Origin of the sequence: Frankia nepalensis (assembly GCF_016786325.1) — a bacterium.
Classification (GTDB): domain Bacteria; phylum Actinomycetota; class Actinomycetes; order Frankiales; family Frankiaceae; genus Pseudofrankia; species Pseudofrankia nepalensis.
On the sequence record NZ_JADWYU010000152.1, the window covers coordinates 1 to 14,720 of the forward strand.

Annotated in this window: 13 protein-coding genes; 4 read left to right on the forward strand and 9 right to left on the reverse strand. The window is 72.3% G+C overall.

All coding sequences use genetic code 11. From position 1 onward, the window contains the following. Nucleotides 1-73 precede the first annotated feature (73 nt). From I6A81_RS23760 to I6A81_RS23775, 4 genes are all read right to left on the reverse strand, one after another. Nucleotides 74-1,687 (reverse strand): AMP-binding protein, encoded by a 1,614-nt coding sequence (locus I6A81_RS23760; protein WP_407661354.1) that lies wholly within the window; start codon nucleotides 1,685-1,687, stop codon nucleotides 74-76. Nucleotides 1,688-1,886: 199 nt separating this feature from the next. Further along, entirely contained in the window at nucleotides 1,887-3,170 is a 1,284-nt protein-coding gene (locus I6A81_RS23765; RefSeq protein WP_203005333.1) for an amidohydrolase family protein, read from the reverse strand. Nucleotides 3,171-3,436: 266 nt separating this feature from the next. Next, a complete protein-coding gene (locus I6A81_RS23770) occupies nucleotides 3,437-4,297 on the reverse strand; it encodes a mycofactocin-coupled SDR family oxidoreductase (RefSeq protein ID WP_203005334.1) in 861 nt (286 codons plus the stop codon). 57 nt (nucleotides 4,298-4,354) lie between these two features. Next, entirely contained in the window at nucleotides 4,355-5,737 is a 1,383-nt protein-coding gene (locus I6A81_RS23775) for an acetolactate synthase large subunit family protein (RefSeq protein ID WP_203010308.1), read from the reverse strand. 142 nt (nucleotides 5,738-5,879) lie between these two features. Between I6A81_RS23775 and I6A81_RS23780 the strand changes: the two genes are divergently transcribed. From I6A81_RS23780 to I6A81_RS23795, 4 genes are all read left to right on the forward strand, one after another. Continuing rightward, nucleotides 5,880-6,632 carry an NIPSNAP family containing protein gene (locus tag I6A81_RS23780; RefSeq protein WP_203007970.1) on the forward strand — a complete coding sequence of 251 codons (753 nt, stop codon included), beginning with the start codon at nucleotides 5,880-5,882 and terminating at the stop codon, nucleotides 6,630-6,632. A 61-nt stretch (nucleotides 6,633-6,693) separates the two neighbouring features. Continuing rightward, complete coding sequence (locus I6A81_RS23785) at nucleotides 6,694-7,800, forward strand: acyl-CoA dehydrogenase family protein (protein WP_203007969.1); 1,107 nt, start codon at nucleotides 6,694-6,696, stop codon at nucleotides 7,798-7,800. An 84-nt stretch (nucleotides 7,801-7,884) separates the two neighbouring features. Further along, nucleotides 7,885-8,187: an ArsR/SmtB family transcription factor gene (locus I6A81_RS23790; protein ID WP_203007968.1), complete on the forward strand. Its 303-nt coding sequence runs from the start codon at nucleotides 7,885-7,887 to the stop codon at nucleotides 8,185-8,187. Beyond that, on the forward strand, nucleotides 8,184-9,155 hold the full coding sequence (locus I6A81_RS23795) for a threonine/serine dehydratase (RefSeq protein ID WP_203007966.1): 972 nt from the start codon (nucleotides 8,184-8,186) through the stop codon (nucleotides 9,153-9,155). The genes I6A81_RS23790 and I6A81_RS23795 overlap by 4 nt, the downstream gene beginning before the upstream one ends. 70 nt (nucleotides 9,156-9,225) lie before the next feature. On the opposite strand, the gene I6A81_RS23800 is transcribed toward I6A81_RS23795, so the two are convergent. The 5 genes from I6A81_RS23800 to I6A81_RS23820 form a co-directional block, all read right to left on the reverse strand. Continuing rightward, on the reverse strand, nucleotides 9,226-9,993 hold the full coding sequence (locus I6A81_RS23800; protein ID WP_307874865.1) for an enoyl-CoA hydratase-related protein: 768 nt from the start codon (nucleotides 9,991-9,993) through the stop codon (nucleotides 9,226-9,228). 117 nt (nucleotides 9,994-10,110) lie between these two features. Further along, the gene (locus tag I6A81_RS23805; RefSeq protein ID WP_203003778.1) at nucleotides 10,111-10,956 is read right to left on the reverse strand and encodes an SDR family oxidoreductase; all 846 of its coding nucleotides are present in this window, start codon (nucleotides 10,954-10,956) and stop codon (nucleotides 10,111-10,113) included. Between the two features lie 336 nt (nucleotides 10,957-11,292). Next, nucleotides 11,293-12,162: a mycofactocin-coupled SDR family oxidoreductase gene (locus I6A81_RS23810; protein ID WP_203003777.1), complete on the reverse strand. Its 870-nt coding sequence runs from the start codon at nucleotides 12,160-12,162 to the stop codon at nucleotides 11,293-11,295. A gap of 182 nt (nucleotides 12,163-12,344) precedes the next feature. Further along, complete coding sequence (locus I6A81_RS23815) at nucleotides 12,345-13,394, reverse strand: beta-ketoacyl-ACP synthase 3 (RefSeq protein WP_203003776.1); 1,050 nt, start codon at nucleotides 13,392-13,394, stop codon at nucleotides 12,345-12,347. A 358-nt stretch (nucleotides 13,395-13,752) separates the two neighbouring features. Then, the gene (locus I6A81_RS23820; RefSeq protein ID WP_203003775.1) at nucleotides 13,753-14,688 is read right to left on the reverse strand and encodes a Panacea domain-containing protein; all 936 of its coding nucleotides are present in this window, start codon (nucleotides 14,686-14,688) and stop codon (nucleotides 13,753-13,755) included. Between the last annotated feature and the right edge of the window lie 32 nt (nucleotides 14,689-14,720).

Below are 14,720 nucleotides of genomic sequence, written 5' to 3' on the forward strand. Positions count from 1 at the left end.
GTGCTGGCCGGCGACGCGTCGCCGGCCAGCACAAACGAAACTCCAGGCGGATCAGTGAACTGGGGCCGGCTGGTCAGGCTGTGAACCGCTTGCGCAGGGCGTTCTTGGCGATCTTGCCCATGTCGGTGCGCGGAAGCTCGTCGAGGAACTCGAGCTGCTCGGGAAGCTTGAACTTCGCGAGGCCGGCCGCCAGGCCGTGCGCCGCCAGGTCCTCCAGCGTCACGGGGGCCGCGCCGTCGGCGAGCCGGACGACGGCGCAGCAGCGTTCGCCGGTGCGGGGGTCTGGCAGGCCGATGACGGCGACCTCGGCGACGGCCGGGTGGGTCTCGAGGATCTCCTCGACCTCGACGGCGGCGATGTTCTCCGCGTTGCGGATGATGACGTCCTTGCGCCGGCCGGTGATGCGGACGTGGCCGCGCGGGCCGACGACACCCAGGTCGCCGGTGCGGAAGAAGCCGTCGCCGTCGAAGAGGTCCGCGATCTCGCGAGCCGGCACGCCGAGGTAGCCGGCGAAGAGCTGCGGGCCGCGGACCAGCAGTTCGCCCTCGACGCCGGGCGGGCAGCCGGCGCCGTCGAAGCCGACGACCCGCAGCTCGACGCCGGGAGCCGGGCGGCCCTCGGTGACCGTGAGCTCGTCGTCGGTGTCGTCGAGCCGCGCGTGCGTGGCCAGCGGGAACTCGGTCATTCCCCAGCTGGAGAGCACCCCGCGCCCGCCCAGCTCGCGCGCCACCTCCTCGTGCAGGCCGGCGGGCTTGGGGGCGCCACCGCTGTAGGTTGCCCGCAGCTTCGGGTAGAGCACGACACCAGGATCCTTGGCCCTCTCGGCCGCCTGGGCGCCGATGTAAGCCCGTAGGAACGGCAGCGCCGAGCCGAGCATCGTCGCGCCATGCGCGGCCATCGCTCGCGGCGTGGCCTGTGGGTCGAAGCTGTCGATCAGCATCAGGCGCAGGCCGGACAGCAGCGACGAGGCCAGCATGACCGCGCCGCCGATGTGCGCGATCGGGAACGCGATCGGGTAGAGGTCGGCGGGCGTCGGCTCCGCCCCCGCGACGTTGCCGCGCGCCGCGACCGACACGGAGACGTCGGTGTGCAGGACGCCCTTCGGGGCGGCGGTGGTGCCCGAGGTGGTGTAGATCCAGCGGGCCTCGCCCGGGCCGGACGGCGGTGCCGGTGGCGGGACCGGCTCCCCCTCGGCGACCATCGGCAGGGCGAGCCCGCCCGCGGCCGCGGCGGCGCGGTGGTCGACGAGCAGCAGGTCGGCCGTCCCGCCGCGCTCGGCGATGATCGCGCGGAACATCGCCTCGTGGTCGAAGCCGCGCCAGGTCGGCACCGTGATGAACACCGAGGTCGCGGCCTTCTCGGTGACGTAGGCGACCTCGCGCTCCCGCAGGGTCTGGATGATCGGGTTCTGGACCGCGCCGAGGCGGGCCAGCGCGACCATCAGCACCGCCGTCTCGAGCGTCGTCGGCAGCTGCCAGCTGACGACTGTGCCGACGCCGATCCCCCGCGCGGCGAGCGCCGCGGCGACGCGCTCGGCGGCGCCCTTGAACTCGGCCGCGGTCAGCGACCGGCCGAGGTCGTCGAGGAGCAGTTCGGCGTCGGGGGTGGCGGCGGCCCGGCGCTCGACCAGGTCCCAGTACGTGGCCGCGTCCCAGTCCGGCGCGGGCGGACCCTCGTAGGCGCCCACGCTCCCGGTGCCGTCCACGGTGCTTCCTGCCCGAGTCTCGCTCACGCCGTCTCCCGCCCGCCTCGTCCGATCATGGTGTTCCGCGGAACCGTCGACCGCCGGGTTCGCGCGCGCGCCTGCCAGCGACACCCGCCCGGAGGCGGATGCCGCTGACGGTGGCGCCTGGTCGGGCCTTCGCCGGGCCCTGGTCAGGCCTGGGTCAGGCCGTGGCCCGGCTGGTCATCTCGGCGAGCGAGATGCCCTCGTGCTTGATCTCGAAGCGGCCCTTGTCGAAGGGGCGGATCTCCACGTCGTGGCCGGCGGTCTCGGCGCGCAGCGCGCCGACCGTGGACTGCTCCTTCGACCGGTGCGCGAACGGGTCGAACGAGTACCAGCGCATCGCGTTCTCGTACGACATCTTGTTGATGTCCTCGTCCGGCACGCCGACGCAGGACTTGAGCAGTTCCTCGCCCGGCCACGGCCAGCTGGAGTCCGAGTGCGGGTAGTCGCACTCCCACGCGATGTTGTCGATGCCGATCTTGTGGCGCAGCTCGACGCCCACCGGGTCCTCGATGAAGCAGGTCAGGAAGTGCTCCCGGAAGACCTCGCTCGGCAGCTTCCCGCCGAAGTTCTGGCCGGTCCACAGGTGGTGCATGTCGTAGGTCCGGTCGAGGCGCTCGAGGAAGTACGGGATCCACCCGGTGCCGCCCTCGGACAGGGCGATCTTGATGTCCGAGTACTCCTTGGGGATCCGCGACCACAGCAGGTCCGCCGCCGCGCTGCAGATGTTCATCGGCTGCAGGGTGATCAGGACGTCCATCGGGGCGTCGGCCGCGGTGAACGTGAGCTGGCCGGACGAGCCGAGGTGGATCGAGAGCACCGTGTCGGTCTCGACCAGCGCCCGCCACAGCGGGTCCCAGTGCGCGCTGTGGAAGCTCGGGTAGCCCAGGGTCGCCGGGTTCTCGGTGAAGGTCAGCGAGTGGCAGCCCTTGGCCGCGACCCGGCGGACCTCCTTGGCGGCGAGTTCCGGGTCCCACAGCACCGGCAGCGCCATCGGGATGAACCGGCCGGGGTAGGCGCCGCACCACTCGTCGATGTGCCAGTCGTTGTAGGCCTGTACGACCGACAGCGCCAGGTCCTTGTCGTCCGCGGCCGCGAACAGCCGGGCGCTGAACCCCGGGAACGACGGGAAACACATCGAGCCGAGCACGCCCGCGGCGCTCATGTCCTTGACCCGCTCGTGGATGTCGAAACACCCAGGGCGCATCTCGTCGAAGGCGGTCGGCTCGACGCCGTACTCCTCCTTCGGCCGGCCGGCCACCGCGTTCAGCCCCACGTTCGGGATGACCGTGCCGTTGAACGTCCACACGTCGGAGCCGTCGTCGCGGCGGACCACCTTGGGCGCCACGTCGTCGAACCTCGCGGGCAGCCGCCCCTCGAACATGTTCGGCGGCTCGACCAGGTGGTCGTCGACGCTGATCAGGATGAGGTCTTCAACGTTCATACCGAGCCTCCGCTCGTCCGCGCTGACGACGCCATCGTCACGCGATCCTTCTCGTCGTGTACAGGGTTCTCGGGTGCTCCTGGGTCAGCCCGCGGGCGAGGGGGCGGCCACGGGCAGGGGCCCGTCCCCTCCCCGACGTCACCGTCCGCCGGCCGGCGGACGGCGGACGGCGGACGGCGGACGGCGGACGGGACCACTCTCTTGATCACGAAATATATCTTAATCTTTCAACGTCGCCGGGTCACCGGGTCGATCGGCCGGGACGGTCAGAACATCGGGGTCTTGAGCATCGCGCCGGCGTCGACCCGCAGGTTGAGGCCGGTGATGTAGCGGGAGTCGTCGCTGGCGAGGAACAGCACCAGGGACGAGATGTCGTCCGGCTCGACGTAGGGGATCGGCATCGCCTGCATCACCGGGAAGGCGAGCTCCGCCTCCTCGCGGGTCGGCGCCCGGCCCTCGGCCACGATGTCCGGCCGGAACGCCTTGTACACGACCTCGTTGTGCAGCAGGTGCGTGTTGGTGTTGGTCGGGTGAATGGCGTTGAGCCGCACGCTCGCCGGGGCGAGCTGCAGCGCCAGCACCTCGACGTAGTTCGCGATCATCTTCTTGGCCAGCGAGTAGGCCACCCCGCCGGTGTTGCCCATGGCCTCGGTCGTGCCCTTCATCATTCCGGCGGTCGAGCCGGTGACGATGACCGAGGCACCCGCGCCGAGGTGCGGCAGCGACACCGCGACGGTGTTCAGCACGCCGACGAAGTCGACGTCCATGCCGTCCACGAAGCCACTGGCCAGGTGGGAGTCGATGGCGGGACATATGCCCGCGTTCGCGCAGACGATGTCGAGGTGCCCGAACCGGGCCAGGCCCTCGTCGAGCGCCGCCTGCAGCGTCGGGCGCTCCCGTACGTCGGCCTTCACCGCGACGATCTGGCGGCCGAGCGCCTCGACCTCCTTCACGGTCGCCGCGAGGTCCTCCGGCGTCGCCAGCGGGTACGGCACGCTGTCGATCTGCTCGCAGATGTCGACCGCGATGATGTCTGCACCCTCGCCGGCCAGCCTGATGGCGTGGCTGCGCCCCTGCCCACGTGCCGCGCCGGTGATGAACGCGACCTTCCCGTCGAGCTTGCCCACGTCGCCCTCCGTACCACGAAATGGATCTACCGGCCGAATACTGAACTGTGATTCAAACTACTCGGATCCGTGCCCGGTTCCCTCCGGACTACGACCGGATTTCCAGGCGATCACCGGGCCCGCCGCCGCGGTGAGCGAGCCGAGCGCCGCGTAGTCGACGGGAAGTTCGAGGACGCTCACACCCAGCGTGACCAGGGCGCCGGCCAGCCGCTCACGGTGCTCGGCCGACGACAGCGGCGCGCCGCGCTCCCCCCAGACCTCGACGACGAGGCTGACGCCGAGCTTCTCCGCCCACGCGAGGCAGTCCGCCGCGACGCCGGAGGTCGGCGGCCGGTCGACCACGGCCACCGCGGCGCCGGCGCCACGCAGGCCGGCCGACAGCGCCCCGGCGATCGCGGTCCCGGCCCGGCCGGCCGCGGGCACCCGGACGCTGCCGAGCCGGACCGTCGAGAACGTCCTGGCGATCCAGTGCGCCGCCGGGCCCGGCTCGGTCCAGACGTCACCCGCCTCGCCGAGGACCGCGGCGAGGTCGGCCGCCGCGCACGCCGGGTTCAGCGGCGCGCCGGTCCGCGCGTAGAGCGGCTGGACCACGGCGAACAGCTCGCGGTAGAGCGCGGGGCGCTCGCCGCCCTCGACGACCGGCACCCGCGCGCGCAGGGACTCGGCGGCCGCAGGCAGATCGGTGACCTCGACGGTCAGGGTGCGCGCCGGGTCGAGGCCCGCGGCGGAGAACAACGCGGGCGCGCACTCGTCGGCGTCGAGCCCGACGGTGACGACGAGCGCGTCTGGGTGGGCGCCGGCGAGCGCCAGGTCGCGTTCCTGCAGGCAGCCGGTGCCCAGGTGGTAGGGGCTCGCCCAGTGGAAGACGCCCTTGGCGGCGAAGGTGTTGAGCACGCCCAGCCCGGTGGTCGCGGCGAACCTCTGTAGCGCCGCCGTGGCGTCGGCCCGCACGACCCCGCGCCCGGCGAGCACCAGGTCGGCCTCGGTGATCCCGCCGTCGCCGGGCAGCCAGGGCCGGCCCGTGAGCCGGGGCGCCAGGCTCGGGTCCTCGTGGCCGGCCCGGCCCGGCGAAGCGAGGCCGGCGCCGGGACCGCTGCCGGGGCCGGCCGACGCCGGGTCGAAGCCGAGGCGGACCGCGACCGCGCCGGCGCCGGACTCACGGGCGGACCGGGCCACGTCCGCCAGCTCGTCCGCCGAACGGGCGGTGACGGGTTCGCCGGCGTCGACCCGGCGGGACAGCAGCGTGAGCACCTCGCCGTCCCAGAGCGCCGCGAGGCCCGCGCCCATCGTCGCCTCGGCCTCGGCGAGCGCGAGCGCGCACGCGAGATCCGGCGCGGGCACCGGGCGGATGCCCGGCAGCGCGCGCCCGGCGGCCGGGCCGCCGGGCGTCGTGACGACGTACGGCAGCCCCCACCGGCCCAGCCACTCACCGACTGACACGTTCACCTCGCCCTCGACGGAAAGTATGTTATATACAATCTGCGCTGGCCACCCCCGTGAGCCACCAACGGCCCGCCCGGACCGGCCAGCGCGACCGTGGGCGCGCGACGCCCGCCACCTCCGGCGAGGAGAGGCTGGCCTCATGAGCACCGTCAACACCAAGGTCTATACCCACGAGTTCATCGACATCCGGGGCTCGAACCGGGCGAACTACGTCCACCACATGACGGCGAACTGGAGCCCGATCGCCCAGGAGGAGCGCGACCAGCTCTGCTACGGCGTCTGGGGCGTCATCGGCACGACCGGCCGCTGGCCACAGGTGATCAACATGTGGGAGGAGGACGGCTTCGACGGGCTCGCGGCCGGCCTCGATCACGAGACCAAATCGGCCACCTTCCAGGACCCGAAGCTCGCCAAGTGGTGGGAGGAGGCGGCCAACTACCGCAGCGGCGGCCTCGACCGGGTGGTCGTGCCGGCGCCGTGGGCGCCGACGATCTCCCAGCTGTGCGCCGAAGGGGTACGCGGCGACGTGTACGCGCACGAGATGGTCAGGGTTCCGCGGGGCACGGCCCGCGACTTCCTGGAGATCGTCGCCGAGGAGGCGACGCCGGTGTTCGAGCCGTTCGGCTGGAAGCTCGCCGGGGCGTTCCGCACGGCGCTCGCGGACGACTCCGAGTGCCTGCTGCTGTGGGCGATCGAGAGCATGCAGGCCTGGGCCGAGCTGGAGAAGGCGGCCACCTTCGGCGGCGACGCGGTGAACCGGTGGAAGAAGCGGCTGTACGAGGTGAGCGACTCGTTCGGCCGGTTCCTGATGCGGGACGCGCCGCTGTCACCGATGCGGATCGGCCGCCAGCCCAGCCGCGCCGACCGGCACGAGGGCTGGACCGACCTGTAAGCAGTCGAAGGATCTGTAGGCGTCAAGGAAGGCGTCCTCGGTGGCGCCCGGGAGGTCTGGCGTGAGCGTGTCGTTCAGTGAGGAACGCGAGCAGTTGCGCGGCGTCATGCGCGAGTTCCTCGCGGACGTCGCCGGCGAGGAGGCGGTACGCGCGAGCATGGTCACGCCCACCGGCTGGGACCCGGCCGTGTGGCGCGGTCTGGCCGAGGACCTCGGCGTCCTGGGCTTGGGCATCCCGGAGGAGCTCGGCGGCGTCGGCGGCGGCTTCGCCGAGATCGGTGTCGTCTTCGAGGAGAGCGGCGCCGCACTGCTGTGCGCGCCCCACCTGGCTACGGTCGCCGCCGCGCAGGCGCTGCTCGCCGCCGGCGACGACGCCGCGGCGGCCGACCTGCTGCCGCCGGTCGCGTCCGGGACCGTCGCGACGCTGGCGGTCACCGAGGCCGACGGACGCTTCGAGGAGTCCTCGGTGCGGGCGACGGCCGAACGCGGCGCCGGCGGCTGGCGGATCTCGGGGACCAAGATGTTCGTCCTGGACGGCGCCACCGCCGAGCTGGTCCTCGTCGCCGCCCGCACCTGCGGCGGCGTGAGCCTCTTCGCGGTCGACGGCGACGCGGACGGCCTGCGCCGCGTCGGTCTCGCGACCCTGGACCAGACCCGCCGGCAGGCGCGCCTCGACCTCGCGGGGGTGCCCGGGCGGCTCATCGGTGCGGAAGGTGCCGCCTGGCCGGCCGTCGAGCGGGCGGTGCGACTGGCGATCGTGGCGCTGGCCGCCGAGCAGGTCGGCGGCGCGGGCAGGGTGCTGGACATGGCCGTCGAGTACGCGAAGACCCGGGTCCAGTTCGGCCGGACGATCGGCTCGTTCCAGGCGATCAAGCACAAGTGCGCGGACGTGCTCGTCGAGGTCGAGTCGGCCCGCTCGGCGGCCTACGCCGCCGCCGCGGCGGCCGATCGACCGGACGACCCGGAACTCGCACTGGTCTCGAGCCTGGCCAAGGCCTACTGCTCCGACGCCTACGTGCACGCCGCCGCTGAGAACATCCAGATCCACGGCGGCATCGGCTTCACCTGGGAGCACCCGGCCCACCTCTACTTCAAGCGGGCGAAGAGCTCACGGGTGCTGTTCGGCGACCCCGCGTACCACCGGGAGCTGCTCGCCCAGCGGCTGTAGCCGGCGGGCGTGGCGGGGTCGGTCAGCCGTCGATCACCCGCGGGACTTGCGGAGCCGCGCGACAAGATAGTTAGCTAATTAGCTATGAGCCTCGGTGAGACGTTCCACGCCCTCGCCAACGAGAAGCGGCTGACCATCCTGCGCTGGCTGCGCGACCCCACCCGGCACTTCCCGCCGCAGCGGTACGGAGACCTCGTCGAGGACGGCGTCTGCGTCATGTTCATCGCCGACAAGCTCGGTGTGGCCGCGCCAACCGCCACCGCTCACCTACAGGTGCTGGCGAGGGCCGGCCTCGTCACGGCCAGGCGAGCCGGGCAGTGGACCTTCTACAAACGCGACGAGAACGCGATCGAGAACCTCAAGCGGCGGGTCGGAGCCGAGCTGTGAGCGACGCCGCTGCCCGCGGCATCACCACGACGGATGCTGTCACTCCCGAGGTCATCGCGTCAGTCGACGAGATTCTGCGGCCTTACCTGCGGCGAACTCCAGTCCTCGGAATCGACCGGGCCGATTTCGGACTCGCGCCCGGGCCCCTCGCTCTCAAGCTCGAACACCTCCAGCACTCCGGGTCGTTCAAGGCACGCGGCGCATTCGCCAACCTGCTGCTGCGCGGCGTCCCTGAAGCCGGAGTCGTCGCGGCCTCCGGCGGCAACCACGGCGCCGCCGTCGCGTATGCCGCCCACGTCCGGGGAGTTCCGGCGCGGATCTATGTGCCGGAGGTCTCCTCGCCGGCGAAGATCTCCCGGATACGTGGGTATGGCGCCGAGCTCGTGGTCACGGGCGCGACCTACGCCGAGGCTCATGAGGCCAGCGGCGTCTGGGCGGCCGGTTCCGGTGCGTTGCCGGTGCCTGCCTTCGACCAGATCGAGACGATCCTCGGCGCGGCGACGCTCGCCGTCGAGCTCGAACGACAGGTTGGCCAGACGGCGACCGTGTTGGCGTCTGTCGGCGGTGGCGGGCTGCTCGCGGGCATCGCGGGATGGTGCGTCCACCGAACACGCGTCGTGGGCGCCGAACCTGAGAGCGCGCCGACCCTGACGCGGGCTCTGGCGGCGGGACGCCCGGTTGACGCCCCCGCCGGCGGCGTCGCGGTCGACTCCCTCGCGCCTCGCCGGGTCGGCGAGCACACCTTCCGGATCATCAGTCGTTACGTCGACCAGGTGGTTCTGGTGACCGATGACCAGATCCGGCAGGCCCAGGAGATTCTGTGGGACCGGCTACGCCTCGTTGCCGAGCCGGGTGGTTGCGCCGCCCTAGCCGCCGTTCTCGCTGGCAGGTACCTACCCGCGCCCGACGAGGCCGTCACCGTCGTGATCAGCGGCGCGAACACCACCGCGGTAAGTTTCGCCCCCTGACCATCGGTTTGGCCGCCAGGTCGACCGGTCTCACCGATCAGTTCGGCGGGCGCGTGGCCCTCGCGGGTCGCTACCTCCTGGCCGCGCGCAGCCGGTCGCGCAGTTCCCGGACGTGGTCGGCGAAGCCCGGCCGGGCGACCGACCACTCCTGGGCGGCCAGCTCCAGGGAGACCGCCTCGTCCGAGGACGTCATCGCCAGGCTCGCCCGCAGCGTCTCCTTGGTACGTGTCACCAGGTCGCGCTGGCGGCCCGCGGCGCGGGCCGCCAGCGCGCAGGCCCGGTCCAGCAGCTCGTCGTCCGGCACGCAGCGCCAGGCGAGCCCCGCCGCGGCCGCCTCCGCGCCGGTCAGCCGGTCGCCGCAGAGCACCAGCGCCGCCGCGCCCTGCGGACCTACCCGGTGGGCCAGTCGCCACAGGTGGCCCCCGCCGGGGTGGATGCCGACGTCGAGGAAGCGCGGGTCGAACGTCGCCGACGGCGAGGCGAGCACGACGTCGCAGGCCAGCGGCAGGTTCACCCCGGCGCCGATCGCCGCGCCGCCGACGGCGGCGATCGTCGGCACCGGGGCGTTCGCGACCGCGAGCATCCCCGCGTACAGCGCCCGCAGCGGCGCCTTCGGCGTGATCAGGTCGTCCAGGTTGCCACCGGCGGAGAACACCGGTGGGGTCGCGGCCAGCACGATCGCCCCCGCGCCCTCCGCCAGCGCCGACCCCACGGCGGCGGCGAGCGCGTCGGACAGTTCCAGCGACAGCGCGTTGCGGTGCGCCGGGTCGTCGAGTGTGAGCACCGCGTACCCGTCGCGGAACTCGACGGCGACCAGCGGCCGCGCCTCGTCCGTCACGTGGACCTCCGATCGCAGGTGTTCGGCCCGCGGGCGTTCGGCCCGCGGGTACCGGCGCGGCCGGCGCCGCGGGTGGGCCTCGGCGCCGTCGGCCGAGGTGGTCGGACCCGCCGGGTGTCAGAGCTTGAAGTTGCCGGTCACGGGATCGATGTGGTCGTCGTAGTCGCCGGCGGTGGCCAGCTCGCCCATCGTCGCCAGGGTCGTGGCGTCGACCGGCGCGCTCGCGGGGTTGAGGGTGACGTCGTCGACGGCGATGGCCGGATGCGCGAACGCGAACGCGACCGTCTCGGCGATCGCGACGCCGACGTCGTCGACATGCATGTATTCGGCCGTGACGAGGCCGTTGCTCGCCCACTTCGGCAGGACCTCGCCGAGCACCGTGTGGTCGAAGTCGTTCGCGATCTCGGTCGGCATGGTCGCGCCGATCGTGAGCCGCAGGAAGCGGTGCTCGGGGTGCTCCAGTCGCCAGGTCCGCAGCGAATGATCCAGCGCCGCCTTGCTCGCCCCGTAGGCGCCCATACCGTGCGCCGGCTGCGCGACGTTGGCCGAGGAGACATAGAGGAAGAGGCCGGGCTCCCGCCGGGCGCGGATCGCGGCGGCGGTGACCAGCGCCGGGCCGGTGACGTTCGTGGCGAACGCGGTCGACCAGGTGGCGGCGGTCAGGCGCGTCATCATCTGCAGCGGCGAGATGCCGACCGGGAACAGCACCGCGTCCACCGAGCCGAGCGCGTCCGTCGCGGCCGTCACGACGCGGGCGCACGCGTCCTCGTCGCGCAGGTCGGCCGGGATCGCGACACCTCCGCCCGCCGCGGCGACCACCTCTTCCAGTTGCTGGGCGCGGCGGCCGACGACGGCGATCTCGCCGCCGCGGGCCGCGACGGCGAGCGCGGTGGACCGGCCGACGCCCGACGAGGCTCCGACCACCACGATCCGGCGACCCTTTAAGTTGATCTCGATTCCCATGGACTGCTCCCTGGAAGGGCGGGGACGGGGGCACGTCCGGACCAACGGCGGTGAGACCGAGCGGACCAGTGGGCCGCACCAGACGCAGATTGCATACTATATCCGACGTTCCAGTCGACTCCGCAACCCATGATTCACCCTGGGCCGACCGGCTCAGCATCGGGATGAGACCGGTCGAGACTGACAAGATCGGTCGAGACTCCGGCGCCGCCGCGGCATGGGCCCGGGAAGGGGCCGGCGGACCGCCGCGGCTCCAGCGGGCGCCGGGGCTCCAACCGACGCGTGGCGCGTCAGCACGGCCGAGCCGTGCTGACGCGCCACGGGGTACGCGCGGGCTCAGCTGCCGATGGCGATCTCGCCCTTGAGCATCGCGCCGGCGTCGAGCCGGATGTTGAGGCCCGTGATGTAGCGCGAGTCCTCGCTGGCCAGGAACAGCACCAGCGCGGAGACGTCACCGGGCTCGAGGAACGAGATCGGCATCGGCTGCATGAACGGGAAGGCGACCTCGGCGTCCTCGCGGGTCGGCGTCTTGCCTTCCGCGACGAGGTCCGGGCGGAACGCGCGGTAGATGTCGTCGTTCTGCAGCAGCCGAGTGTTCACGTTGGTCGGGTGGATCGCGTTCAGCCGGATGTTGTGCGGCGCCAGCTGGAGCGCGAGCGTCTCGACGTACTGGAAGACCAGGCGCTTGGCGAACGAGTACGCCACACCGCCGGTCTTGCCCATCGCCTCGGTGGTGTTCTTCATCAGGCCGGCGGTGGAGCCGGTGATGATGATCGAGGCACCGGCCTGAAGATGCGGGGCGACGACCGCGACAGTGTTGTGCGCGCCGACGAAGTCGACGTCCATGCCGTCGATGAAGCCCTCGATCAGTGTGCGGTCGTTCATCGGCAGGATGCCGGCGTTCGCGAGGACGATGTCCACCTTGCCGAACTGGGCGAGGCCCTGGTCGAGCGCGGCCTTCAGCTGCTCCTTGATCCGCACGTCGGCCTTGACGGCGACGATGCTGCCGCCGGCCGCCTCAACTTCTTTGACGGTCTGCGCCAGGTCCTCCGCGCTCGCCATCTCGTAGTTGACGGTCGGGATGTCCTCGCAGATGTCGACCGCGATGATGCTGGCACCCTCGCTCGCGAGCTTGATCGCGTGGCTACGCCCCTGCCCGCGCCCGGCGCCGGTGATGAAGGCGACCTTGCCGTCCAGCTTGCCCATCTAACCCTCCTGAATCGATCGCGGTCGCGATCGTGGCCTGGCGTCGCGATCGTGGCGGCTGCGCCCACGATGCTAAGACGACATCGTAGTTCTCCTATGCGGAGATCCGCATTTCTTGCGTATCGCTGGCGTATCACCGAAAGGGCTGGTAGTAGGCCAGAAGCCCGATGTCCGCGGTTGTGTCAGGGAACCCGGACCACCTGTGCGGCCCAGGCCAGTCCGGCGCCGAACCCCACGAGCAGGGCGAGGTCGCCGGCCCGCACCGCCCGGTTGCGGTGCAGCCGGTGCAGCGCGAGCGGGATGGACGCGGCCGACGTGTTGCCGGCGTCGGCGCCGTCGCGCGCGACCACCGCCCTGACGGCGCCGAGCTTCTCGGCGAGGGCGTTGACGATGCGCAGGTTGGCCTGGTGCGGGATGACGGCGGCGAGGTCCTTGGGGGCGACGCCGGCACGCTCGCAGGCGGCGAGCGCCACCCGGTGCACGCTCCCGGTGGCCCACCGGAAGACCGCCTGGCCCTCCATCCGCATCCGCTGGCTGTCCGGCTCGACCTGGATGAGCGACGCTTTCGAGCCGTCGCTGCCCCAGGTGACCGGGCCGATCGCGGCCGGCTCCCCCTCGGCGCCCGCCTCGGCCGGCCCGATGACGACCGCGCCGGCGCCGTCCCCGAAGATGATCGACGTGCCCAGGTCGGCGGGGTCGATGTAGTCGGTCATCCGCTCGGCGCCGACGACGACCGCGTGGCGGGCCGTGCCCGCGCGTACCGAGTCGGCGGCGGCCGCGACCGCGTAGCAGAAGCCCGCGCAGGCCGCGTTGAAGTCCACGGTCGCGGCGGCGGGCGCGCCAAGGCCGGCGGCGACCTCGGCGGCGACGACGCCGGCCCGTGGCTGGCTGCTGCAGGTCGCGACCATCACCAGGTCGACGTCGGCCGCCGTCAGGCCGCTGTCGGCCAGCGCTTCCCGCGCCGCGGCGAGCGCCATCACGCCGATGGTCTCGTCGGCGGCGGCGACCCCGCGGGTGACGAATCCGGTGCGGCCCTCGACCCACTGGGCGGTCCGGCCGAACCTGCCGGCCAGTTCCTCGCTGGTGAGCCTGCCCACGGGCCGGTAGGCGCCGAGGCCGAGCAGCCGCGCGCCGCCGGGCGCGCGGCCGGTACCCCCCGGGCGCGCGACTCGGGGAGCGGGTATGGGGATCCGCGAGGTGCCGCTGGTCTCGGGGGTGGCGGCGGCTGTCATCTTCCGGTTCTCCTCACTGCCGCCGGTGCCGGACGCGCCGGAAGGGCGGCGCCGGGAGATTCACCGATGAGGCATCCGCGCGGATCGTAGAAGCATTCCGGCGTCCCGTCAGGAGGGTTAAAGGTCACTTACTCGCCAGTCACAAACTTCCAGGCGCGATAGCGCCGTTCTGACGACCAGATTCAACTACGCGGCGTCGTCGGCGATGAACACCGTGAAACCTCCGCCAGAGTTGTCCGGGCCGCGCGCAACCGTTGGGCGAACAACCTCCGCGCTCCCGTTCGAAATCCGGGCGCTTGTATGGCCGGCGGCACGGAGCACACGAACACCGCCCACGGATTGCGACGGCTTCCGCGGGCTACCTGCCGCGGCCGCCGTCGGCGTCGTCGGGGTCAGGAGTGACGGCCAGGACCGTGGCGAACCCTTCGCCGCGCCGGTCGAGGTCCGCGTAGAACCCGGCCAGGCAGCGCCAGGAGATCTCCACCTCGCCGCCACCGCTGGCCAGCGCGCGGCTCGCCTCGCGCCACGGCCGCTCCCCACACGCGAACGCGCGCAGCTGGCTCAGGCTCAGCCGCCCGTAGGAGTCGAGGATCATGTCGATGATCGCCCGCTCCCCGCGAATGAGGTGTTCCGGCACGCCACGAATGTCGCCGGGCCGTAGCTGGAAACCCCGGGAAGCCTGGTAGAGCGCGGGCACGACAGGACCATCCCGCCAGCCGTGGACCGGCTCGGGAAAGATCGCCCGCCGATGCCGGGCCAGGCTCCACGCCTGCGCGTAGTACACGAGAATCTGTAGCCTGGGCGCCGCCATCGACCCCCGCTCGCGCAGGATGTAGGCGGCGACATCCAGCACGCTGGCCACCCCGACGACGATCCCGCCGTCCTCACCGGACCGGAAGGCGTTCCGCCCCGCGATAGTGATGGCGGGAGCCATGACACGGGCGTCCTCGGTCGTCCACCAGTAGAACCTCGTCTCGTCGTAGCCGACGACGAGCAGGGCACGCACCGTCGCCGGCCCCCAGCCTCGCGCGCGTAGCTCCTCGTCCCAGGCGTCCTTCAGCCACCCTGGCGGCCCGTCCTCGAAGCGGCGCAGCGACACGCAGCCGGCGCCCCGGCAGCCGAGTTCCCAGCCGCCCGCCAGCAGCCAGGCCTCGACGGCCGACGCGAGCGCCCTGCCCGAACCGGCCTGCGCCACCGCCATCTCCGCCCGCGCCGTTCGGATGTCGAGCGGCCGCCCGGTCGCCTCGTCCGCGCGCCGCGCACCGCCGTCATGGGTGTTTGTCAGAGAGCACACAGGAACAGCGTAGGGCATTTCGGCGATGCCAC